This window comes from Zooshikella harenae (assembly GCF_018837975.1).
Classification (GTDB): domain Bacteria; phylum Pseudomonadota; class Gammaproteobacteria; order Pseudomonadales; family Zooshikellaceae; genus Zooshikella; species Zooshikella harenae.
In genome coordinates this window covers 117,244-141,296 of the sequence record NZ_JAGSOY010000004.1, presented here as the reverse complement: position 1 = coordinate 141,296, position 24,053 = coordinate 117,244, and the positions used below count along the sequence as shown (strand labels likewise).

The window sequence follows — 24,053 nt, the reverse complement described above, 5'->3', positions numbered from 1 at the left end:
TTTGAATGGAGAGAATGCTATCAAGTTGAAGATATAAATGAGTACTGTGTACCCTTCGATGTGAGTTGATACGAAGGGTAGACTAAAAGTATTTTTAATTAGCGCCAGGTGATTTCCATAGTTGGATAAACATGATGAGTAGTATAACAAGTGATATCACTAACCAGATTATTCCCCAGAGCATGGTACTGCCTCCCAGTAGCTTTGCAATATTTGTCGCATCTGAAATGATGATACCACTACGAGCAATAGTATCACTGTAAATATCACCAGGCACATATAATACGCACGAAAGTCCAATTAGTCTGAGCAAAAAATCATTAATCCAATGGGAAGCTTTAATACTGGTAATTAATAAACAGATTCCAAAAATAGAGCAAAATATTAATGCAAATGCTTGTCCATTCAGCAACCAGGGAACAATCAAAATGATCAAAGCAAGAAAACCATTAATCACTTTATCAAAACGTGATAAGTGGGCAGCCCAAAACAATACAACACCCCAGATTAATGAGCCAAGATAACCTGCGGTTGCGGTGATAATCAAATTGCCTCCTCGATGAATGATATGGCCTCCTTGACGAGGATCAAGAAAAAACTCAAGCACTTCACCACCTGTTAAGAGTGCGGCAATAGCATGGGATAGTTCATGGAAGAAGACGGTTAACATTTGAAAAGGGTAAACCCAAAGGCTGTTCCAGCCAATAAATAGCCCAACTATGATGACTAAACTGGCGAGTCTGGCTGTCCATATGGATGAGGTGGACATTGGTGTTGTGGAGGTGGTTGAGTTCACTTTTTGCTCACTATCCAATGATTACAATGGTTGATTGGTTGTTTTTAACTCTTCTGAGGATGCTGGTACTATCTGTAAGTTAATATATCAAAATTATTTGAATGCATAGAAGTGATATCAAGTTGAAGGGTAAACAAGCGTTTGAATTTTTGTATATTATATGCCAATAGTATTTATAGTTGAAGAAAGTTCAATATTAGAAAAAATTTATTTAATGGGGAGATAAGGGCAATTCAGTAGTTAAAATTTAATGAGAAAAAATGATAAGCTATCAGTTCATGATGATATTAAATAAGTATTTAATATTAATGACAAGGGGCGTACGGCAAGCAAGGACGTAGAGGTAAAGTCTTTGTTAAAAATGTCTTGCACTTATTATCCGAAACTGTGGTTGAATTTACGTCAATTTATATTAATAACAAACAAAACAAGAGCATTATAACGAGTGAAAGCTATGCCAGTACCATGCATTAACAAAGATGATTTAATCATAACGCTTCCAGATCCAAGTGAAGCAAGTATTATTCAACAGTATTATTTGGATAATACGGATCACTTGGTTCAGTGGGAGCCTATCCGGGAGAGCCGGTATCATACCTTACAGGCTTGGAAAAAACGTCTTCAGTTGTTTTTGGCTCTTTATCAGGCGGATCGGGGTGTATACTGGTCAGTATTTGATGGGGAACGTAAACGGATTTTAGCTGTTTGTAATTATAGTAATATTGTCCGTGGTGCTTTTCAGGCATGCCACTTGGGTTACTCAGTAGATTATCGTTACCAAGGACAGGGCCTGATGTTTAAGGTGTTATCGAATACCATTGAATATATGTTTAAAGAACATAAGCTGCACCGAATAATGGCTAATTACATTCCAGAAAATGAACGAAGTGGGCAGTTGTTAGCTCGACTTGGCTTTGAAAAGGAAGGGTATGCCAAAGCCTACTTGAACATTAATGGGCGGTGGCGTGATCATATTTTAACGGCAAAGGTTAATGAGCAGTGGGGGGATATCCTTCAATGAAGGGGGCAATTTAGTGTAAAAATAAGTTAAGGGTATATATTTAGTGGATAGAAAAATTATTTGTCTATCCTTATTTATGAAAAAGAGTATTCATTTTTTATTTTGTTTTATATTGTTGTGGATATTTTCACACCAAGCTATGGCGATAACAGTGATTTACCCTGTTGTTGATAAAGATGATCTGCGTTTTAAAGACTTAATATCAATTTTGCGGCAGTCGTTGGAAGTTACTGTGCCTGAATATGGTGAGTATGAGCTGGTTGCTGATAAAGAAATATTAAGTGAAGGTCGTTATATCGAGCGTTTAAGGAGTGATATAGGTCTTAATGTTATCTGGAGTTCGACCTCGGTTGAGAAAGAAAAAACCTTACGTCCCATAAGGATTCCCTTACGTAAAGGTTTATTAGGTTACAGAGTTTCATTAATCAATAAGAATAATCAGTCAAAAGTAGAAAAAATAAGAACCATTGAAGAATTACGGTTAATTGAAGTGGGGCAGGGAATTGGGTGGGGGGATGTAAGTGTCTATAGAAGTAACAATATAAAAGTACGTACAGCCCGATATGAATTGCTGTTTAGGATGTTGAATGCTGGACGCTTTGATCTTTTTCCACGAGGTGTAAATGAAGTCTTTGATGAATACCAACGCTTCAAGACGAGTTATCCAAATCTTGCAGTTGAGCAAAGTTTTTTGATTGTATATCCCTGGCCATATTATTTTTTTACTAATAAAGCGGATGGGCGTCTAGCAGAACGGATTGAAAATGGGCTACGAATGATGATTAAAAATGGATCATTCGATCAAATTTTTCATCAGTATCATCAGGTTGCCATTGAACAAGCAAATTTGTTGAAAAGGCACATCATCCATATTGAAAATCCATTTTTGCCTAAGCAGACTCCTCTCGATGATCCTTCTCTTTGGTTTTTAAAGTGATACAGTTTCGTAGAAAGTTGATTGCACGCTAAAATTATCTTTATCTGATCACTATGCTGACTTAGTTTAAGTTTATTATTCTATACTGGGACTATTAGCGTTCAGGGTATGTGAGTGTTTAGTAGTAAATTGGGTGGGAGTATAAACAATGAGACGATTATTAACGATTTGCTTTTTTATACTTTCTTTGCCAAGTTTGGCCGCGGTTAAAGTTGTTTATCCTCCGCCAGAGTCAGAAAATGATACGCGTTTTTCGGATCTTATTGAGATTCTGGAAATGGCACTCAATAAAACCGAAGACAAGTATGGTGGTTTTGAATTAATGCCCTATAAAACGGTCATGAGGGAAATTCGTTATATTGAAGAACTCAAAAAAGGAGGAGGTGTCAATGTTATCTGGTCTTCAACTTCTCCAGTTAAAGAGCGTGAGTTATTACCTATACGTATACCTCTACGTAAAGGTATTTTAGGTTATCGGGTTTCGCTGATTAATAAAAATAATCAAGCAAAGATTGACCAGCTGAATAGCCTTGCTGATCTGCAAAAAGTGACGATAGGACAAGGCACTGGATGGGGGGATGTTGTCATCTATGAGGCAAATAACATAAAAGTGCGAACAGCAAGTTATGAGTCTTTATTTAAAATGCTTAATGCTGGTCGGTTTGATTTATTCCCACGGGGTATAAATGAAGCCTTTGCTGAATATGACGCTCGAAAAGATGAAAATAAAAATATTGCGATTGAGCAAAATCTCTTAATCGTTTATCCCTGGCCATACTACTTTTTTACTAATCGAAATGACACTCAACTTGCAGATCGTTTACGTGAAGGGCTAGATACCATGATGACGGATGGCTCGTTTGATGAGATTTTTAATAAGTACAGTGGTGATGCGGTGAGTAAAGCAAATATTGCAAATCGGCGTATTATTAAAATAACGAACCCAATGTTACCGCCTGAAACGCCTGTGGATGATGAGCGGTTATGGTTTAAGCCTAAATAGAATGGGCTCTCTTAAAGGGGGCAAATTGTGTATCAAGCATTAGAAGGTAGTCATAATATGAACCACGATGATCATGGTATATCCATTAATAAAGTCACTTATGATGAGAACGCTTATCTATCACTTAAAGCGACGGGAAAGCTGACTCATAACGACTATGAAAAGTTTAATCCTGAGCTTGACTCTGCACTGGCTGATGCCAAAGATGCAAAGATAAAAGCGGTTATAGATACTACTGAATTGGAAGGTTTTGAGCCAAGAGCAATGTGGGATGACTTGAAACTTGGTTTAAAACACAGAAATGAGTTTGAGAAAGTGGCTATCTATGGCAATAAAAACTGGCAAAAGACGGCAGCTAAAATAGGTGCTTGGTTTGTAACCGGTGAAGTGCAGTATTTTGAAAATAAAAATGATGCGATAGATTGGTTGAATAAATAATTTGAGTTTCTAGTTATATTGACTCAAAAAATAAATGCTTACGGTTGGGTTTTAAAACACATTGTTTATCTTATTCTCTTTTCTCATTACTTCCTCTCCTTAAAAATGCACTGGCTATATAGTGAATTAATATGGCTGATGTTGGTCAACTAAAAACAATAATTCTGTTTTAATTTATGAGTGTCTGTATTATTATCCGCACACCTTTATGCTTGTCAGAATAGACTAGACATCGTTCTTTATAAAAACGCGTATTTGGCTTGCCAACCCAGTAATCAGGGTTGCTTATCTCATAAGTAGTAGTTGTGGAGGAAGTATGATTATATTTGGTACGAGAGGAAAGACGGTAGCAGGCCAAGTTATTCAGGGAGTTGAATGTCCCTCCTGTGGTAAAGACGAATTTATTACTTTTGGCGTTTTACGTTACTTTCATTTGTACTGGATTCCCACGCTGGTTACTTCGAAACAGGTAGGCATTGAATGCACGCACTGCAAAGGTGCATTTATTGATAAAGAGATTCCAAAAGACCTTGCAAAAGAAATAAAATCTCACGTTTTTACTAAAAAAAATACCCTTCCATTCTTTGCTGGTTTAATCATCATTGCGTGTATCGCTTTATTTGGTGTTTACGCGTCACATCAATCTGATGTTAAAGAGACTTCGATGATTGAACAGCCAGCAGTCAATGATCTGTATATTGTTAATTTTACAAAAATTTTTGAAGATGCTGATACAACCTATAAATATGGAGTGATGAGAGTAAACCATTTATCCTCGACACAAATGGAGCTTAAAATTAGTAAATTGGCTTATAACAAAGCATCGGGGGTACGAAAAGATATTCGTACTCATAAAGCATTAGATGATGCTTACTATGACAGTGAACCCTTTTATATTGATATCAGCAAGTTGCAGGCAATGAAAGAGACTGGTGCTATATACTCAGTTGAACGAATATAGGGCATCTTTAAAAAACATTTTTTCTGTGGACGAAAAAAAAGAGATACCTTTTACGGTATCTCTTTTTTTATTGGTTTATTTACAGACTTTAACTGCGGCTTAATCCAATTTTTCTGATTAAGAAAGCTTTTGCTGCAAAAGCTGGTTAACCTGACCTGGGTTAGCACTGCCTTTTGAGGCTTTCATCACTTGCCCGACAAAAAAGCCAATCATTTTTTTCCGTTTGGCATCATCAGCAGCTTTATACTGCTCAACTTGCTCAGGATGCTTAGCAATAATGTCATCAATGATGGCGGCAATAGCATGGGTATCGGTGACTTGTTTTAATCCTTTGGCTTCGATTACCGCATCAACATCATCAGCACCTTCCCATAATGCCTCAAATGCGGTTTTAGCCCCTTTACCATTAATGGTTTGATCTTTTAAACGGCTAAGTAGCTTCGCCAAACGGTCAGCAGGTACTGGGCTTTCAGTAATCTCTAGGTTGTTTTTATTCAACCTTGCGGCTATTTCACCCATCATCCAGTTGGCAGCCAGTTTGGCGTCACCACATTGGCTTGCTACTTGCTCGAAATATTCTGCTGTTTCTCGCTCTTCCGTTAGAATCGTTGCGTCATACTCACTTAGCTTAAATTTATCCATAAAACGCTGACGTTTTTGCTCTGGCAGTTCAGGCAATGCCTCTTTTATCGCCCGCAAATCCTCATCGCTGATGACAACGGGTAACAAGTCAGGGCAGGGGAAGTAGCGGTAGTCATTAGCTTCTTCTTTACCACGCATGGAACGCGTTTCATCGCGTTCTGAGTCGTAAAGACGTGTTTCCTGGACGACTTTACCACCGGCTTCAAGTACATCAATTTGTCGCTCAATTTCAAAGTTAATGGCTTTTTCAATAAAGCGGAAAGAGTTGACGTTTTTAATTTCAGCACGGGTACCGAGGGTGGTTTCGCCTTTCGGGCGAATGGATACATTGGCATCACAGCGCATGGAACCTTGAGCCATGTTGCCATCAGAAATGCCCAAGTAACGGATCAAGCCATGAATATATTTTAAGTAAGCCACGGCCTCTTTAGCTGAACATAGCTCTGGTTCGGAAACAATTTCCAACAGTGGTGTGCCTGCACGGTTCAAGTCAATACCCGTCATACCATGAAAGTCTTCATGGAGTGATTTACCAGCATCTTCTTCCAAGTGAGCGCGGGTGACACCAATGCGCTTCATTTCGCCATTGTCTAAAGGTATATCCACATAACCTTTACCCACAATAGGCAAGTCCATCTGACTGGTTTGATAGCCTTTGGGTAGGTCTGGATAAAAGTAGTTTTTACGGGCAAATATATTGGTTTGATTAATGTGTGCATGTATACCCAAGCCAAACATCACTGCCATCCGTACAACTTCGGCGTTGAGTACAGGCAATACACCTGGCAGGCCCAAATCCACCGCGCAGGCCTGAGTGTTTGGTTCTGCACCAAAAGCAGTGCTGGCACCAGAAAATATTTTTGATTTAGTTGCAAGTTGTACGTGAACTTCCAACCCAATAACCGCTTCCCATTGCATGATTGCTATAACCTCGTGTTAAACCTATATACCTTGTTGACTAGTCAAGCGCTGTTGGGCGTTGGCGGTGCCAATCAGTGGCCTGTTGGAATTGATGGGCAACTTGCAGCAGTTTGGCTTCAGCAAAGTAGTTACCAATCATTTGCAAACCTACTGGTAAGCCATCCACTAAACCCGCAGGAATTGACATGGCAGGCAAGCCGGCCAAGTTAACTGCAATGGTATTAATGTCTGAGGCGTACATGGCAACAGGATCATCCATTTTTTCGCCAAGGTTAAAGGCTGTGGTTGGAGCCGTTGGACTCATAATGACGTCTACTTCATTAAATACATCAGTAAAGTCCTGCTTGACCAAGCGACGGATTTTTTGGGCTTTGATGTAGTAAGCATCGTAATAGCCAGCTGATAATGCATAAGTACCGACTAGAATACGACGTTTGACTTCTGCTCCAAATCCTTCACCACGGCTACGTTTATAGAGGTCTTCCAGATTTTCTGGAGTTTCACAGCGATAGCCATAACGAACGCCATCGAAACGCGATAAGTTGGAGGAAGCTTCTGCAGGTGCAATAACATAATATGCAGGCAGCGATAAAGCGGTATGCGGTAAGCTGACTTCTTTGATGGTGGCACCCAGCTGGCGGTAGACATCAAGTGCAGCATGAATGGCTTTACTGACGTTACTATCGATACCTGCAGAAAAATATTCTTTAGGTAAGCCAATGCGCAGACCCGTCAGTGGCTGATTGAGTGACTCGGTATAATCAGGTACGGGTTGATCAACACAGGTTGAGTCTTTGCAATCAAAGCCGGACATCACATTAAGGAGTAGTGCGGCATCTTCTGCGGTACGCGTCATTGGACCTGCTTGATCCAAGCTGGAAGCAAAGGCAATCATCCCCCAACGAGAGACACGCCCATAAGTAGGTTTAATGCCTGTAATACCACACAGCGCTGCTGGTTGGCGAATAGAGCCGCCGGTATCTGTTCCTGTGGCGGCTGGTGTAAGTTGTGCTGCTACCGCTGCCGCTGAGCCACCTGATGAGCCTCCTGGTACACGTTTGGTATCCCAGGGATTGCAAACTGAGCCAAAGTGGCTGGTTTCATTGGACGAACCCATGGCAAATTCATCCATATTGGTTTTACCCAGGGTAATAAAGTTAGCTTGACTGAACTTTTCTGTGACGGTTGACTCATAAGGCGCAACAAAGTTAGCTAGCATTTTTGAACCACAGGTTGTTTTTATACCCTTGGTGCAGAAAATATCTTTATGGGCAACGGGGATACCTGCAAATTGATTCGCTTGACCATTAGCTCTGAGCTGATCAGCCTGTTTGGCTTGATTTAAGGCCTCGTCTTCGTTAACCGTAATAAAACTGTTGTATTTTTTGTCAAGTTGATTAATTCTGGAGATATAGTGTTGCGTAAGTTCGACGCTGGAGAATTTTTTATCAGCCAGACCTTGAACCAGCTCAGCGATTGTCAGTTCGTGCATTGCAGCAATATCCTGTTGAACCACTAACCTTTGATCAGTAGCTGTTTTTAGCAGTAGCTCATTGAGTGGTGGTGAGTACCATACTTCACTCAATAAGTTACCCAACGAGTAGGGTATGTAACAGCTAGATGAAAAAAAGTGATGGTTTATCTATCTTTGGTGTAGCGGTAATTACTTTGCGGTAATGTTAAAACGTATTGGTGCCGGTTTTTCGATAACTCTTTACTCAATAACTTTAGGCACCAGGTATAGCCCGTTTTCAGTTTGAGGTGCCAGCTGTTGAAAGTGGTCTCGTTGGTTAGCTTCAGTAACTTCATCTGAACGCAAACGCTGAACGAGCTCAAGCGGGTGAGCTAAAGGCTCAATATTGTCAGTATTGACCGCCTGCATTTGATCAACCATGTGTAAAATGTCTTTAAGGGTAGCGGTGGTGTTTTCAATGTCTTGTTCATTGATCGCGATGCGAGCCAAGTGGGCAATACCTTCCACATCTGAGCGGTCAAGCGCCATGAGTATCTCCACAAAATGGGTTGAGAATTGCGTATCATAGACAATTATACCTGCAGGCTAAAGTGAAAAGCATACAGATACAGTACGAAATTTGAATATTTTGAATATATAGTTATTACATGATTTCTGAGCGTTTGAGCCTTTTTGCTAAATAGCTCATCCACTCACTCTATGTCACAGCGAATGATATAAGCAGTTTAATTTAGGGGTATTAATACATAATCTCAAGCCGAAAAATGTCTATACCTCGATGAATGTGTATTGAACTTGCTCAAACTTGCTGCCGTTGTTAGAGTTCGGCAGCATCGGTTTTAGTTTTTTTGTTGGGAAGATAGCGACGCATGCTAAAAAAATTACGGGGATTTTTTTCCAGTGACCTGTCGATAGATTTGGGGACTGCCAATACCCTCATTTATGTTCGCGACAAAGGTATTGTTTTGAATGAGCCTTCGGTGGTGGCTATTCGCCATCATGGCAACCAAAAGAGTGTTGCTGCGGTGGGGATGGACGCAAAACGAATGCTTGGCCGGACCCCTGGCAATATAACGGCTATTAGGCCACTTAAAGATGGTGTCATTGCTGACTTTAATGTGACTGAAAAAATGCTTCAGCATTTTATTAATAAGGTACACGAGAACAGCTTTATTCAACCTAGCCCCAGGGTGCTGGTGTGTGTACCTTGCAAGTCCACGCAAGTCGAACGACGTGCGATTCGTGAGTCAGCCCTTGGCGCTGGTGCTCGCGAAGTTTATTTGATTGAAGAGCCTATGGCCGCAGCGATTGGTGCTGGTTTACCTGTTGAAGAGGCTCGGGGTTCTATGGTAGTGGATATTGGTGGTGGTACCACTGAAATTGCGATTATTTCCTTAAGCGGTATTGTTTACTCTGAGTCCGTTCGGGTCGGAGGAGATCGCTTTGATGAAGCTATTGTTACTTATGTGCGTCGCAACTATGGCAGTCTCATTGGTGATGCAACAGCCGAACGAATTAAGCAAGAAATCGCTTGTGCTTATCCAACAGAAGAATTACGTGAAATAGACGTCCGTGGTCGTAATCTTGCCGAAGGTGTACCGCGTAGCTTCACATTAAACAGCAACGAAATCCTCGAAGCGCTGCAAGAATCATTGTCTGCCATTGTCCAATCCGTTAAAAGCGCATTAGAACAGTCTCCACCTGAACTGGCATCTGATATTGCTGAGCGCGGTATGGTCCTAACAGGTGGTGGCGCATTACTGCGTGGTTTTGATCAGTTACTTAGTGAAGAAACAGGCTTACCCGTTGTTGTTGCTGAAGATCCATTGACCTGTGTTGCACGAGGTGGTGGACGAGCGCTCGAAATTATGGATAAGCATGCTATTGATCTGCTATCAACTGAGTAAGTTATCCCCTTCGTGATGGGTATATGAATAGATAATGCTATTTACCCCGTAAAACTAAACGATAGTAGCATGCTTGAGTGGCGTTGGGTGCTGTGCGCCTGGCTCTCCAACTAGCCTATAAATCATTGCCCAATATCTGGTGAGCAGGTATTGGGCATTTCTCCGTTGAGTTTTTGATAATCAAGAGGTTTTACCTATCAAGTCGTTATTTGTTAAGCAGCGGTCTTTGACTGCACGACTGTTTTTGTGTGTTGTGCTTTCGGTGGCGTCAATGATCGTTGATCACAAATATAATTATCTGGATACCGTGCGTGCTTGGTTAACAGTGATTGTTACACCTGTTCAATGGGTAGCGGATATTCCTGCACGGATGTGGGGAATGGCTGATAATGCATTACAAACTCGTGCTGAGTTACTGGAAGAAAATGCGCGGTTAGAAGCCAAGAACCTTATATTAGAACGAAAGCTGCAAAAACTGGCGGCACTGACTGCACAAAATATTCGTTTGCGTGAGTTACTGAATTCTTCCCGCTCAATTGATGAGAAAGTACTTATTGCTGAGTTAATGGGTATTGATCCTAATCCCTATACACATCAAGTGATTGTTAATAAAGGTTCTCTGGATGGGGTGTATGTAGGACAGCCTCTGTTGGATGCAAAAGGGCTGATGGGGCAGGTTATTACTGTCAGTCCGTTTAGTAGCCGTATTATGCTCATTACAGATGCTCATCACAGTATTCCTGTACAGGTAAATCGAAATGGCGTTCGTGCTATTGCTGTCGGGACGGGTAAGCTGGATGAGTTAGAACTAAGACATGTGCCAGATACTACAGATATTCGTCAAGGCGATATTTTGGTGAGTTCTGGGTTAGGGCAAAAATTTCCTGTGGGTTATCCTGTGGGGGAAGTGATTTCGGTCATCCATGATCCTGGTAAACCCTTTGCCGTCATTAAAGTAAGACCCGCCGCTAAGTTAGATCGTAGTCGACATGTGTTGTTGGTGTTTACCCATCATCAAACACAAGCGCTAGCTGATGAGTTTATACAGGAAAACCAACGTGACGCTACAGAAAGCTAATCGCTCTTGGATTATCTGGGCCACTTTATTTATGGCCTATGTGCTGTGTTTGTTACCCATGCCTTCCTGGTTGGCCATAGGCCGGCCAGAGTGGTTAGCGATGGTTGTTATTTATTGGGGAATGGCCCTGCCAGAACGCATTGGTATTATCACTGCTTGGACACTGGGTATCTTACTTGACGTTATGCAGGGGGTGTTACTAGGTCAAAATGCTCTGGGCATGGTGGTTGTGGCGTACGTCGCATTACGTTTACATCGTCGTATACGGGTTTTCCCTTTATTGCAGCAATCACTTTTTATTCTGGTGTTAGTGGGTATTTATCAGTTGATTAGCTTATGGGCACGATCTGTGGTCGGTCGTATGCCACCTAATTTGCTGTTTTTAATGCCTGCCGTGGTCAGTGCTGTCTTGTGGCCATGGTTGTTTATTATTCTTCGAGATATTAGAAGACGCTATAAAGTGTCCTAGGCTTATTTTTCTAAGCTGGCCACGTTCCCTCGTAAGCTAAGGATGAGCAATACTAAGGCTAGTTATACAGTACGTTGAGTATTGTTTGAGGGAACATTGTTAGTTGTTCTTTCCGTTACTTTCGCGTTAAATCTATAGTCTATTAGCTTAGTGCTTCAGCGTTTGCTCAGCTTTTGTCGTAGGGTTAATTGTTTGCAGGTAGGGTATGCGGTGTATTGGCGAGAGTTGTCGTATTTTATATATTGGCTAATTGTATACAGTTCGTGAAGATTTTTTTGTAAATAATGGTTGTGCTTGCACAAAGAGGCATTGATGATTTACCTCGCTTCTCAGTCTCCCAGACGCCAAGAGCTGTTAAAGCAGATTGGTGTTAATTATTTGATTATACCTGCAGCTATTGATGAGTCACCTTACGCAGATGAGGTGGGGGATGCTTATGTGCTTCGTATGGCTAAGGAAAAGGCTAATGCTGGATGGCAGATATTACATGCTGAAGAGAGCATTATATCCTCAACAGAGAAGTGCAGTCCCTGTGTTTTAGCTGCAGATACCAGTGTTATTGTGGATGGCTGCATTTTAGGAAAGCCGAAGGATGAATCAGAGGCTAAGGCGATGTTAATGCGTCTGTCCAATCGAACACATCAAGTGATCACTGCAGTTGCTTTAAAAGCCAGTAGCCAGATGGAAGCTCGTTTGAGTGTTAGCAATGTCACCTTTCGTGCGCTGACAGATGCCGATGCACAAGCCTATATTCGCAGTGGTGAACCTTTAGATAAAGCAGGTGCCTATGCTATACAAGGGCTAGGAGCCATATTTGTACAACATTTAGCGGGCAGTTACTCTGGAGTGATGGGGCTGCCTTTGACCGAAACGGCTGAGCTACTCCAGTTAATGGATGTTCCCACAGGGCTTTCATCTTGGAGAAAACAACTAGAGCGTGCAGATGAGTGAAGAAATACTGATGAATATCACACCCATGGAGTCTCGAGTGGCTGTGGTAGAAAACGGTGTACTGCAAGAGGTGTACATCGAACGCACTCAACGTCGTGGTATTGTTGGTAATATTTATAAAGGCAAAGTGGTCCGAGTATTGCCAGGGATGCAGGCAGCTTTTGTCGACATTGGCTTAGAGCGCGCCGCGTTTATTCACGCCAGTGAGATTATCCCTAAAAATAACAATGCAAAGGAGAACGAAACGGCTTCAAGTAATGAATCTGAACCTCATATCAGCTATTTAGTCCATGAAGGGCAGTCCATTGTGGTTCAGGTTACGAAGGACCCATTAGGTACAAAAGGTGCTCGATTAACGACTCACATTTCTATTCCTGCCCGCTACTTAGTGTATATGCCTCATACCAATCATGTTGGTATTTCTTTGCGTATTGAGGACCAGCAGGAGCGTGAGCGTTTAAAGGTCATGGTGGAAAAACTGCTTGAAGAGCATGGGATTCAAGATAAAGGTGGCTTTATTTTACGGACAGCTGCAGAAGGGGTTGGCGAAGCAGAAATTCTGAATGACATTTTTTTCTTGCACCGCTTGTGGGACTCTATTTCTGAAAGTATTGCTTCAACCAAAGCGCCCGTTGCAGTCTATGAAGACCTTCCTCTTTATTTGCGAACCTTAAGGGATTTGGTTGAACCGGTCATTGAAAAGGTTCGTATAGATTCTAAAGAAACCTACTTAAAAGTGCTTAAGTTTGTTAAGAAACTAATCCCGCGAATTGAAGATCGTGTTGAATATTATCCAGGCGAGCGCCCTATTTTTGATTTATACAGTGTTGAAGATGAAATACAGCGAGCACTGAGCCGAAAAGTGCCACTTAAATCTGGTGGACATCTAATCATTGATCAGACTGAGGCTATGACGACGATTGATGTGAATACAGGCGCTTTTGTTGGGCATCGTAATCTGGAAGAAACTATTTTTAAAACGAATTTAGAAGCAGCAACAGCAATAGCCCGCCAGCTTCGCTTACGCAATCTTGGTGGTATTATCATTATTGATTTTATCGATATGGAAGATGATGAACACAAGCGACAAGTTTTTCGGATGTTAGAAAAAAACCTGGAGCGGGACCATGCAAAAACCAATATTACCGGAGTTTCCGAGTTGGGATTAGTTGAAATGACCCGTAAGCGGACCCGTGAAAGCTTGGAAAATGTGTTGTGTGAGCCTTGCCCAACTTGCCAGGGACGTGGTTCCTTAAAAACGCCAGAAACTGTTTGTTATGAAATTTTTCGGGAGATTCTTAGGGAAGCCCGGGCTTATGATAGTGATACTTACCTGGTGTTAGCTGCGCAAACTGTTGTGGATCGTTTATTGGAGGAAGATTCTGGCAATGTAGCTGATTTGGAAGAATTTATTGAAAAAAATATACGTATACAGGTTGAGCCCATGTATACCCAAGAACAGTTTGATGTTGTTCTGGTATAAGGCAAATTGCGTGTAATTTGTATAAGCCTGGTGTTTTGGATAGCTAAATGCTTTGGATTGCCCGTTGGTTTTCTCGAATTGTTTGGTGGCTTGCGGTCACCTTGATTGTGCTTATTGCACTTTATGTCAGTGCTGGACGTTTTTTACTACCTCGATTAACAGACTATCGTGAAGAGCTGTCAGAGAGGCTCGCCGACTACCTTAATACTCAAGTATCTATTGGGCAATTAGCGGGCAGTTGGCGTGGTTTTAACCCAGCAATCGTGGCTACAGATGTAACCATTAAAAATCCTCAGGACCCTTTGCAAGATACATTATCGGCAAAGCAGCTCATATTATCCTTTGATACGCTAGGATCTATTCTATCTGGGTCACTGGTGTTTGAGCAGCTTGAGGTGAAAGGTGCTGATATCCAGCTTCAGGAGCAAAGCACAAAGCAGTGGCATTTGCGTGGTTTCCAGGCAGCGCCACCAGAGAAAAGTGATTTTAGCCTGATTTCAGGCCTTATTTTACAGCAAAACCGTCTGCATCTATTGGACAGTACTGTCGTCTTTGAACCTGTACACGGTTCGGTTCAAGCGCTGACAAATGTTCAACTGACAATTGAAAATACCCAACAGGGTATTCATGTGACGGGCTCTCTTCAGGGTGGTTATACAGGTCAGCGCTCTGGGGAAATTTCGGTTGCTGTAAAATTGAGTAAGTGGGGTAAGACCTGGCAGGATACAAAGCTTTCCGCCATGCTTGATATTGAGAATATTCACTTAACCCCATGGTTGGCAATATTTCTTCCTGAATCAGCTCAGCTAAATGTCGAACAGCTTGATGGGAAGCTTTGGCTGACATGGAATGGTCAACGGTTAGATGCTCAGAGTGTACTTGACTTTACTGAAGTGGCAGGACATTGGGCTAACCATCAACTACCTACAATACAGCACTTCAAAGTTAAGAACAGTCAGCTGCAATGGACTTCTAATCAACAGTGGAATTGGCGTGCTAAAGACTTAGCGCTTGCGGTTAATGATCAACCACCGTTAACGTTACCCTATATTTCGGCAGATAGTCGTCTGGAGGGAGATACACCACTTAAGTTGCCTAACACTGAAGGGGGGAGCAAGGAGTCTTTAGCTTCAAAACAAAGCAGCAAAGCTGGACCCGCTAACAACTCAAATCAAGCCAATATGAAGTCACCAAAAATTACGTTGGCATTATCTGAGATTGACTTGGCGGCACTGAAAAAAATGACCCTTTCCACACAGTGGCTTCCTAAAGAAGCACATCAGTTGTTGCACACGTTAAATCCGGTAGGGAAACTGCGACAAGTTTGGTTGGACTGGCAGCCAAGTCAATCCTCAGCTTTTGTTGCCAGTGCACGTTTGCATGATGTTGGTGTTGATGCATGGGAGAATGCACCTTCAGGGTCAGGTATCTCTGGCTACACACTTATCACGCCCAAAAAAGGCGTGATTTTATTGGACACTAAGCGATTTAGCCTGGGGCTAGAGAGCCTTTTTCGTCGGACTTGGTATTATGACCAAGCTTCAGGGCGTTTAGAGTGGCGTATTTTTGATAACAAATATGAGTTGTATACCCATAATGTTGCCTTAACAGGAGATGATGGCGACTTCAAAGGACAGTTCAGGCTTCAATTTCCCTTTGATGATAGATCCCCACAAATGGCATTAACCGTCGGAGTTACTGAAGGGGATGCGCAATATACGAGTCAGTATTTGCCAGCACGAGGTGCCATGTCTGAGGAGCTGGTCACTTGGCTTGATCAGAGTATTAAGCAGGCCAATATTGAGTCTGGGGCCTTTGTTTATAACGGATCACTAGACCCAGACGATTTGGATGCCGCCAGAAATTTTGGTTTATTTTTCAAAATTCGTCAGGGAATCTTGCAGTATGATCCTGCTTGGCCAACAGCAAATGCTTTGAAAGCGCTGGTGCATGTCAGTAGTGATCACTTGAATGTTGAGGTAGAAGAGGGGACTCTTTACAGCAAAAGTAAAATTGATGGTTTACAAGTAACTGCAGATTTTACGGAACTGGAAAATAACCAACCTTTAGTACTGCATTTAAAGGGTGATTCAAAATTGGTGGGGAAGGATGCCAATAAGCTACTTCATGAGAGTCCTATTGCAGATGCACTCAATGATGTTGAAGTACCTTGGACTGTTGCTGGTGACTATAATGTCAAATTAGGCTTAAGCATACCATTAGAAGAAAAGACTCAGCCAACTGGTACAGTAGATGTTGCTGTACATAATGGCCAAATAAAACTCCCACAACAAAATATTACATTTGATCAAATTAATGGTGCATTACGTTACGATGCTGGACAGGGCATGTTTGGACAGGGACTGCAAGGACAGTTTTTAAAAAATGCTTTTACCGCAAAGCTTGAGGTTAAAAAAGAAAAAAAACAGTTTGTACAGAGTATTTTGCTGCAAGCTCCAATACAAAGTAAGCCACTTATGCGCTGGTTAGGTGCACCAGAGCCAATTCAAAAATGGGTTAAAGGCCAAACGGAAATTACGGCTGAATTAAAGGTTTATGACACTAAAAAACGTGCTCCCCAGTTAACCATTCAAACTGACCTACAAGGTATTGGCTTAAATCTACCCGTACCTTTTGATAAGTCTCCTAGTGAGAAGCGTCCATTACAGTTGAACATTGCCTTTCAAGAACCTTTGTTATTAAGAGGAATGATTCACAACCAACTCAGTGCAGCAATGCTACTAGGTAAACAGGGACTGCTTTCAGCCAATTTGCTGGTTGGACGAGGTGGATTGATTTCTCCAATACCCAGAGGTGTTCAGGTAGCAGGTTGGTTGCCTGTGCTTGATGTAAGCCAATGGCAAACACTATGGGCTGGTTTTGATAGCAAGGGTGCATCATCAATTAAACCTGTCACGATCCGTAACTTTGTTATTGATAAGTTAGTTGCCGCAAATCAGCAGTTAAAAAAAATCAATGTTTCATTGTTGACGATGAGGGATCACTGGCGTGTATTACTTGATAGTAATGATTTAAAGGGGCAGGTCAATATTCCTTTTAGCCAACGGCAACCTATGGATATTTGGGTTGATAAAGCGGTAATAAGTAGCGTTGGTGAAAATAAAGCTGATGCTTCTGCAAACAGTCAGGATGTTGCAGTCAAACCACAGTCGATTCCTGCTATGAACCTTAGAATTCATGACTTAACGCTGGATAAGCAGAAGGTTGGCTCATTATCAGCAAATATTCGTCCAAACCCAAATGGACTTCATGTGCAAAATATCGTAGGGGATATGCAGGGGCTATCGGTTACGGGGGATTTATCGTGGAATTATCAGCGTGGTTTTCACCGCTCCTTTTATAAAGGTGTGATTCGTGCTGAAAATATTGGTAAGGTCCTCGAAAATTGGGGGTATGCTTCAACGCTGACCAGTAAAAAAACAAAAGTCTCTGTCGATGTTAACTGGCCAGGATCACCCATGGCCTTTGCGTTAAAAACACTCACAGGTAAATTTGGTAGTAAAATAGAACATGGCCGTTTTGTTGAAACTGAACGCTCAGCGAATGCACTGAAACTGTTGGGTATTCTCAATTTTAATGCGATTGCTCGACGTTTACGTTTGGATTTTTCGGATTTATTTTCCTCTGGGGTGAGCTTTGATAAATTCAAAGTCAATGGTCGTTTTAACAGGGGAATTTTAACCTTTGATAGTCCAGTTACCATTGAGGGACCTTCTGCTGATTTTCAGATGGATGGTGTGCTTAATTTTGTAACAGATAAGGTTGATGCATTTATCGTGGTTACCCTACCTGTGACGGATAACTTACCCATTATTGCGGTACTGATGGGGGCACCTCAGGTGGGTGGTGCTATTTATTTATTTGATAAGCTACTGGGTAATACCGTACAACAGTTTGCCAGTGCGCGTTACCGTTTGACTGGGACACTGACTGATCCAAAAGTGTCGTTCGATAAAATATTTAGTGCTGACACAGAAAAAGACGATTAAAGGGATGAAATGAAATATAAAGTAGCTGCTGTACAAATGAACTCTGGCATGGATGTAGCCGATAACTTAACGCATGCTGAACGGCTAATTAGTCAAGTGGTTCGGTTGGGTGCCAACTTAGTTGTATTACCAGAGTGTTTTGCTGCGTTTGCTACACCTGAGATGTTATTAATTGGAAAGGGAGAGCAAACGGTTGAAGGTCCTATTCGCTCATTTTTAGCGGAACAGGCCAGAACCCATAATATTTGGCTGGTTGCGGGTTCTATTCCATTTTTACCTGAAGGACAAACAGATGATCGCTGCCTGGCCAGTTGTTTTGTCTATAATAATCAGGGAGACGAAGTTGCGCGTTATGATAAAATCCACCTATTTGATGTCAATGTGGATGACAGCAAAGGATCATATCGGGAATCAAAGGAGTTCCTGCCAGGTAAACATCTTGTCGTTGTTGATACTCCATTTGGTCGGGTAGCACCTGTGATTTGCTACGATTTACGTTTTCCGGAAATTTTTAGAAAGCTGGCTGAGCATAACGTTGATATTTTTTGTATTCCCTCTGCGTTTACAGCTGTTACAGGGGCGGCACATTGGGAAACACTCGTAAAAGCCAGGGCAATTGAAAACTTTAGTTATGTCATTGCTGCTAACCAGACAGGTTCTCATGGGGATAAGCGTGAAACCCATGGTCACTCAATGATTGTGGACCCTTGGGGGCAAGCTATTGCATCAACAACAAAGGGTGAAGCTGTTATCCTGGCTGAAATTGATTTACAAAAGGTCAAACAAATTCGTGATCAAATGCCGTCATTATCTCATCGATGTCCTTATGAACTGGCTTTGATCAAGAAATAGGTTTCTTATTATTTATGACTGATTTATTACTCTCTGCAAAAGAACAACTGTTGATGCCTGCTGAGCTCACAGAGAATCATGTTGCTAATATTATTGATGGGATGTTGGGCCATCAGATAGATGCTGCAGATTTATATTTTCAAAACTCACGCTTTGAGTCTTGGGTTTTAGATGATGGAATTGTTAAAGAGGGCAGCTTTAATGTTGATCGTGGTGTGGGTGTGCGCGCCATGAGTGGTGAAAAAACCGGTTTTGCCTACTCTAATGAAATCATTCTTCCCGCACTCAATCAGGCTGCTGCAGCTGCTCGGTCAATCGCTACTCGAGGGCAGAATCAGTCTGTACAGGCTTGGCAGTCTTCGCGTCCATTGGCGCTTTATCCTGCAAGTAATCCACTGGATGTGTTGAGTCAGCAGGATAAGGTAACACTGTTGAAAGATATGGATCGTCAAGCACGACAATTGGATTCTAGAGTAAAACAGGTAACGGTGAGTTTGGCTGGAGGCTATGAGACGGTCCTGGTTGCCGCGAGTGATGGCACTTTGGCGGGTGATGTCAGGCCGCTCGTACGTTTAAATATTTCTGTGATTGTCGAGCAGGATGGACGCCGTGAGCGTGGATCAGCGGGTGGTGGTGGCCGAGCAGATTACCAGCTTTTTGTTAAAGATGATCGTGCCCAGGAGTATGTGCGTGATGCTGTGCGCCAGGCACTCGTGAACCTTGTAGCAGAGCCTTCACCTGCTGGTGCTATGCCGGTTGTACTTGGTCCAGGCTGGTCTGGAGTATTGCTCCATGAAGCAGTGGGTCATGGTTTGGAAGGAGACTTTAATCGAAAAGGTAGTTCTGCTTACTCAGGTCGAATGGGTGAGCAAGTCGCTTCTTCGCTCTGTACGGTGGTTGATGATGGCACATTACCTGGTCGTCGAGGGTCGCTTAATATGGACGATGAAGGTGTGCCTGCAGAGTGTACCGTACTTATTGAAAATGGCATTCTGAAAAATTACATGCAAGATAAGCAAAATGCTCGGCTTATGGGTATGAAACCAACAGGCAATGGACGCCGGGAATCTTACTCTCATTTACCTATGCCGCGTATGACCAATACTTATATGTTACCAGGTGAACTTTCGCCAGAAGAGATTATTGCCTCCGTTGATAAAGGTATTTATGCCGCACAACTTGGTGGTGGTCAGGTTGATATTACTTCTGGCAAGTTTGTATTTTCGACGAGTGAAGCTTATTTGATCGAGAATGGAAAAATTACACGGCCAGTGAAGGGTGCTACCTTAATTGGTAATGGTCCTGATGTTATGAACAACATTACCATGGTGGGTAATGATTTATCTCTTGATCCTGGTATTGGTGTGTGTGGTAAAGAAGGGCAGTCTGTACCTGTTGGGGTTGGGCAGCCAACCTTAAAAATTGCAGAAATTACAGTAGGTGGCACAGGGGCATAAGCCCCTGGTAGCTTAGGTACTTAGCTGGTTTTACCTAAAAAATCCTGTTGCTGGTCCAGCTCACGTAGGTAACGAAAGAGCTTACGGCTGGCACTGGGAGGTTTATTGGCTGCCGTTTCTTTGTGAGCTTGGCGAATCAGTTGCCTTACATGTTGAATCTCAACTTCTGGGCACTGAGTTACCAACTCATTGAGTGATTCTTGGCTGGTGGTGTCATCAAGTAGTCGATCACGCCAACGTTCAAGCAAGTGGAAGCGTCGTGCTGATTCTTCACTAGTGCTATCAAGGCGATCTAGTGTTGCAATGATTGCTTCAGTATCTTGGTCTCGCATGAGCTTGCCAATAAACTGCAGGTGACGTTTTTGGGCATTAAAGCTTTTAATGCGTTTACCTTCTTCCACTGCTTGGCGTAATCTGTCGTTTAAAGGAATTTGCTTAAGAATATCTGGTTTTAATTCCAGCAAGCGTTGGCCTAATGCTTGTAAAGCATGCATTTCACGCTTGAGCTGGGATTTACTCTTATAATCATCAAATTCGTCAGTTAAGTCTTCAGTCATCATTCTGCTAGGAATCTTTGTTACAGTATGGCGCAATTGTAGCCTGAATCATCTGAGTTAACACTACTTGATTCATATACCCAATACGAAGGGTTTTTAGGGGCGGCTGTCAAGCGATGAAGCCTCAGGAGCTTATATTAATAAGTGACTGAGGTGAAGAGCGCTGACAACAAACCCTAAAAATGATTTGTGAAGGGTATAATAACGAGCCTGGATCACTTGACTCAGCACGTTTAACATTTAAAAGTTTAAATATATTTATGACTGTGCAACAACATTCTCATTCTATCGATCCTAAGGTCGAGCAAAAACAACTAGAAAGCCTGGTTGAACAAATTCTCACAGAAGCGAAGCGACAAGGCGCCACGGCGGCTGAGGTCGGTGTCAGCTTGGATACAGGCTTATCTGCTAGTGTGCGTAAGGGCGAAGTTGAAACAGTAGAGTTCAACTGTGATCGCGGTTTTGGTATTACGGCTTATGTCGGGAAGCGTAAAGGGTCAGCCAGTACTTCAGATAGCTCCCCTGAGGCGATTGAAGACACCGTTGCTGCGGCGGTGAATATTGCTCGATATACATCAGAAGATGACTGTGCAGGATTGGCTGATCCTGAGCAGATGGCACAGCAAATTCCTGACTTGGATCTATATCATCCTTGGGGCATTACGCCTGAGCAAGCTGTGGATCTGGCGAAAACCACTGAAGCGGCAGCATTCCAACAAAGTGACCTTATTTGTAACTCTGAAGGTGCGACGGTTGCCAGCCATCAGGGGTGTCGTTTGTACGGAAACTCTAATGGTTTTTTAGGCAGCTATTTATCAAGTCGTCATAGTATTAGTTGTGTAATGATTGCCCAACAGCAAAAGGAGATGCAGAGAGATTATTGGTATACCATTGCGCGAAATAGTGGAGATCTGCAAGCAGCAGAGCAGGTAGGCGCAAAAGCAGCTGAGCGGACAGTTGCCCGCTTAGGGTCACGAAAAGTGGAAACCTGTCAGGTTCCTGTCCTTTTTTCAGCAGAATTAGCGAGTTCCATACTGGGACATTTTCTTTCTGCAGTAACAGGCTCTAGCCAATACAGAGAAGCATCATTTTTGCTAAACAGTCTAGATCAACAAATATTTCCAGATAATGTAAGAATTCACGAGCAGCCTCACCTAAAAGGTGTCATTGGTAGTGCTGCTTTTGATAATGATGGTTTGGCGACTTATGCAAAAGATTTTGTAACTGATGGTGTTCTACAAAGTTATGTATTAAGCACTTATTCTGCACGCAAACTGAAAATACAAAGCACGGCAAATGCGGGTGGAGTGCATAATCTTTTTATTGAACCACATGATTACTCTTTGAATGATTTACTGAAGAAGATGGATCGTGGTCTGCTTGTTACTGAGCTGATGGGGCATGGGATTAATGCTGTCACGGGTGATTATTCTCGTGGAGCAGCTGGCTTTTGGGTTGAAAATGGCAAAATCCAGTTTCCAGTTTCTGAAGTAACCATTGCCAGTAACCTAAAAAATATGTTTCGCAATCTTGTTGCTATAGGTAATGACATTGACTGGCGGAGTAATGTGAAGACGGGTTCGTTGCTGATAGAGCAAATGACAGTGGCAGGACACTAATAACTGACTTTGTTGTTTTTTATTTGGTAGCCCGTCAATTGTTGTATATAGCATAGTAAGGTTCTTGGTGTTGGCCTCAGCCGAAAAAATAGGAGGCTAACCCAAGGAACGCAACAAAACCTACAACATCAGTTATGGTTGTTAAGACTACGCTTCCTGCTAAAGCAGGATCTATACGCATCGCTTTTAGCAGCAAAGGTAGACCGGCTCCAGCAATGGCTGCGATAAGTAAATTGACGACCATTGCGAGCGCAATAACAGCAGAAATAATAGGGTCTTTAAACCACAACATTGAGGCGATAGATACAACAACGGCCCAAAGACAACCATTTAGAAAACCAACTATACATTCCCTTGATATTAGCCAGCGAACGTTGGACTGCCCTATTTGACCAAGGGCCATTGCTCGAATCACCAGGGTTAAGGTTTGGCTCCCTGCAATTCCTCCCATACTTGCGACAATGGGCATGAGTACTGCAAGTGCCACGACTTTATCTATCGTGTCTTGGAACATGCCAATAACACCTGAGGCAATAAAAGCGGTCAACAAGTTAATTCCTAACCAGATTGCCCGGCTACGTGCTGTTTTCAAAACAGGCGCAAAGGTGTCAGCATCTTCATCCAGGCCAGCCATACTCATCAGAGAGTGCTCACCTTCTTCACGGATAACATCGACAACATCGTCAACGGTGATACGACCGACCAGCTTGCCTTCATCATCCATTACAGGAGCTGAGACCAAGTCCTGACGTTCAAAGAGCTGAGCTACTTTATTAGCTGGCATATTGGCTGGGATGGCTTGAATATCTGTTTGCATCACTTCACGCACACTGATAGAAGGGTGGGTGGTGAGCATTTTACTAATAGGTAATACGCCTATGAATTCATCTCGACGGTTAACGACCAATAATGCATCCGTCATCTCGGGTAATTCTGGATGGCGGCGTAAATAACGAAATACTACATCCAGTGTATTGCTGGGACGGACAGTAATCATATCCGTATTCATCAAGCCGCCAGCAGTATCTTCTGGATAGGATAATACTTGTTCTACACGATGGCGGTCTTGGGCATCCATAGATGCCAACACTTGTCGGGTAATTGTGTCTGGCAGCAATTGCAGCATATCTGCCAGGTCATCGGTATCGATATTTTCGGTAAGGGCTGCAACTTCATCTACATTCATCTGTTCCAGATAAAATTGGCGCAGATCATCCCCAAGTTCTTGGAGTACTTCAGCAGCAAGTTCTTTTTCCAATAGCTGCCAAATCAGGGTTCTTATTTTGGGAGGAGAAGACTCAAGTAAGTGGGCAATATCTGCTGAGGATAGGCTGTTCAGCATCATTGATACTTGAGGCGATACCCCTTGCTCCAGTGCCTCATTTAAGGCCTGGATTTGTGTATCGGAAATGCTGCTTTGTTGTTGAGCCATAACCCCCCCTGTTGGGCAGTGCAGAAGTTACAGAAAGCACTAGAA

20 protein-coding genes are annotated in these 24,053 nt (G+C 42.4%); 14 read left to right on the top strand and 6 right to left on the bottom strand.

Annotated elements, in window-relative coordinates; genetic code table 11:
- Positions 1 to 94 precede the first annotated feature (94 nt).
- Complete coding sequence (locus KCG35_RS03420) at positions 95 to 796, bottom strand: M50 family metallopeptidase (RefSeq protein ID WP_215818254.1); 702 nt, start codon at positions 794 to 796, stop codon at positions 95 to 97.
- A 454-nt stretch (positions 797 to 1,250) separates the two neighbouring features.
- On the opposite strand from KCG35_RS03420, the gene rimJ reads away from it, so the two are divergent.
- The 5 genes from rimJ (at position 1,251) to KCG35_RS03395 (ending at position 5,156) form a co-directional block, all read left to right on the top strand.
- Positions 1,251 to 1,817, top strand: a complete 567-nt coding sequence (rimJ, locus tag KCG35_RS03415) for a ribosomal protein S5-alanine N-acetyltransferase (RefSeq protein ID WP_215818253.1) — start codon at positions 1,251 to 1,253, stop codon at positions 1,815 to 1,817.
- A gap of 43 nt (positions 1,818 to 1,860) precedes the next feature.
- Complete coding sequence (locus KCG35_RS03410) at positions 1,861 to 2,754, top strand: transporter substrate-binding domain-containing protein (RefSeq protein ID WP_215818252.1); 894 nt, start codon at positions 1,861 to 1,863, stop codon at positions 2,752 to 2,754.
- 148 nt (positions 2,755 to 2,902) lie between these two features.
- Positions 2,903 to 3,757, top strand: coding sequence for a substrate-binding periplasmic protein (locus KCG35_RS03405; protein ID WP_215818251.1), 855 nt, complete (start codon positions 2,903 to 2,905; stop codon positions 3,755 to 3,757).
- Between the two features lie 27 nt (positions 3,758 to 3,784).
- The gene (locus tag KCG35_RS03400) at positions 3,785 to 4,195 is read left to right on the top strand and encodes a SpoIIAA family protein (RefSeq protein WP_215818250.1); all 411 of its coding nucleotides are present in this window, start codon (positions 3,785 to 3,787) and stop codon (positions 4,193 to 4,195) included.
- Positions 4,196 to 4,511: 316 nt separating this feature from the next.
- Positions 4,512 to 5,156, top strand: coding sequence for a hypothetical protein (locus tag KCG35_RS03395; RefSeq protein ID WP_215818249.1), 645 nt, complete (start codon positions 4,512 to 4,514; stop codon positions 5,154 to 5,156).
- 117 nt (positions 5,157 to 5,273) lie between these two features.
- Here the strand turns inward: KCG35_RS03395 and gatB are convergent, their stop codons facing one another.
- The 3 genes from gatB to gatC all read right to left on the bottom strand — a co-directional run bounded on the left by gatB (position 5,274) and on the right by gatC (position 8,721).
- On the bottom strand, positions 5,274 to 6,716 hold the full coding sequence (gene gatB / locus KCG35_RS03390; protein WP_215818248.1) for an Asp-tRNA(Asn)/Glu-tRNA(Gln) amidotransferase subunit GatB: 1,443 nt from the start codon (positions 6,714 to 6,716) through the stop codon (positions 5,274 to 5,276).
- Positions 6,717 to 6,756: 40 nt separating this feature from the next.
- Positions 6,757 to 8,211 carry an Asp-tRNA(Asn)/Glu-tRNA(Gln) amidotransferase subunit GatA gene (gene gatA / locus KCG35_RS03385; RefSeq protein WP_215818290.1) on the bottom strand — a complete coding sequence of 485 codons (1,455 nt, stop codon included), beginning with the start codon at positions 8,209 to 8,211 and terminating at the stop codon, positions 6,757 to 6,759.
- A gap of 222 nt (positions 8,212 to 8,433) precedes the next feature.
- On the bottom strand, positions 8,434 to 8,721 hold the full coding sequence (gene gatC, locus KCG35_RS03380; RefSeq protein WP_215818247.1) for an Asp-tRNA(Asn)/Glu-tRNA(Gln) amidotransferase subunit GatC: 288 nt from the start codon (positions 8,719 to 8,721) through the stop codon (positions 8,434 to 8,436).
- A gap of 341 nt (positions 8,722 to 9,062) precedes the next feature.
- Here gatC and KCG35_RS03375 point away from each other — a divergent pair, with 341 nt between their 5' ends.
- From KCG35_RS03375 to tldD, 8 genes are all read left to right on the top strand, one after another.
- Complete coding sequence (locus tag KCG35_RS03375) at positions 9,063 to 10,100, top strand: rod shape-determining protein (RefSeq protein WP_215818246.1); 1,038 nt, start codon at positions 9,063 to 9,065, stop codon at positions 10,098 to 10,100.
- Between the two features lie 196 nt (positions 10,101 to 10,296).
- Entirely contained in the window at positions 10,297 to 11,178 is an 882-nt protein-coding gene (gene mreC, locus KCG35_RS03370; RefSeq protein WP_215818289.1) for a rod shape-determining protein MreC, read from the top strand.
- Positions 11,159 to 11,647, top strand: a complete 489-nt coding sequence (gene mreD, locus KCG35_RS03365; RefSeq protein ID WP_215818245.1) for a rod shape-determining protein MreD — start codon at positions 11,159 to 11,161, stop codon at positions 11,645 to 11,647. The genes mreC and mreD overlap by 20 nt, the downstream gene beginning before the upstream one ends.
- A gap of 312 nt (positions 11,648 to 11,959) precedes the next feature.
- Entirely contained in the window at positions 11,960 to 12,598 is a 639-nt protein-coding gene (locus tag KCG35_RS03360) for a Maf family protein (protein WP_215818244.1), read from the top strand.
- Positions 12,591 to 14,081: a ribonuclease G gene (rng, locus tag KCG35_RS03355; RefSeq protein WP_215818243.1), complete on the top strand. Its 1,491-nt coding sequence runs from the start codon at positions 12,591 to 12,593 to the stop codon at positions 14,079 to 14,081. Before KCG35_RS03360 ends, rng begins: the two co-directional genes overlap by 8 nt.
- 47 nt (positions 14,082 to 14,128) lie before the next feature.
- Complete coding sequence (locus tag KCG35_RS03350; protein ID WP_215818242.1) at positions 14,129 to 18,091, top strand: YhdP family protein; 3,963 nt, start codon at positions 14,129 to 14,131, stop codon at positions 18,089 to 18,091.
- A gap of 9 nt (positions 18,092 to 18,100) precedes the next feature.
- On the top strand, positions 18,101 to 18,943 hold the full coding sequence (locus tag KCG35_RS03345) for a carbon-nitrogen hydrolase family protein (RefSeq protein WP_215818241.1): 843 nt from the start codon (positions 18,101 to 18,103) through the stop codon (positions 18,941 to 18,943).
- A 14-nt stretch (positions 18,944 to 18,957) separates the two neighbouring features.
- The gene (tldD, locus tag KCG35_RS03340) at positions 18,958 to 20,400 is read left to right on the top strand and encodes a metalloprotease TldD (protein ID WP_215818240.1); all 1,443 of its coding nucleotides are present in this window, start codon (positions 18,958 to 18,960) and stop codon (positions 20,398 to 20,400) included.
- A gap of 20 nt (positions 20,401 to 20,420) precedes the next feature.
- On the opposite strand, the gene yjgA is transcribed toward tldD, so the two are convergent.
- Positions 20,421 to 20,960 (bottom strand): ribosome biogenesis factor YjgA, encoded by a 540-nt coding sequence (gene yjgA, locus KCG35_RS03335; protein WP_230408975.1) that lies wholly within the window; start codon positions 20,958 to 20,960, stop codon positions 20,421 to 20,423.
- A 257-nt stretch (positions 20,961 to 21,217) separates the two neighbouring features.
- On the opposite strand from yjgA, the gene pmbA reads away from it, so the two are divergent.
- Positions 21,218 to 22,576 carry a metalloprotease PmbA gene (gene pmbA / locus KCG35_RS03330; RefSeq protein WP_215818239.1) on the top strand — a complete coding sequence of 453 codons (1,359 nt, stop codon included), beginning with the start codon at positions 21,218 to 21,220 and terminating at the stop codon, positions 22,574 to 22,576.
- Between the two features lie 76 nt (positions 22,577 to 22,652).
- On the opposite strand, the gene mgtE is transcribed toward pmbA, so the two are convergent.
- Positions 22,653 to 24,008, bottom strand: coding sequence for a magnesium transporter (gene mgtE / locus KCG35_RS03325; protein WP_215818238.1), 1,356 nt, complete (start codon positions 24,006 to 24,008; stop codon positions 22,653 to 22,655).
- Between the last annotated feature and the right edge of the window lie 45 nt (positions 24,009 to 24,053).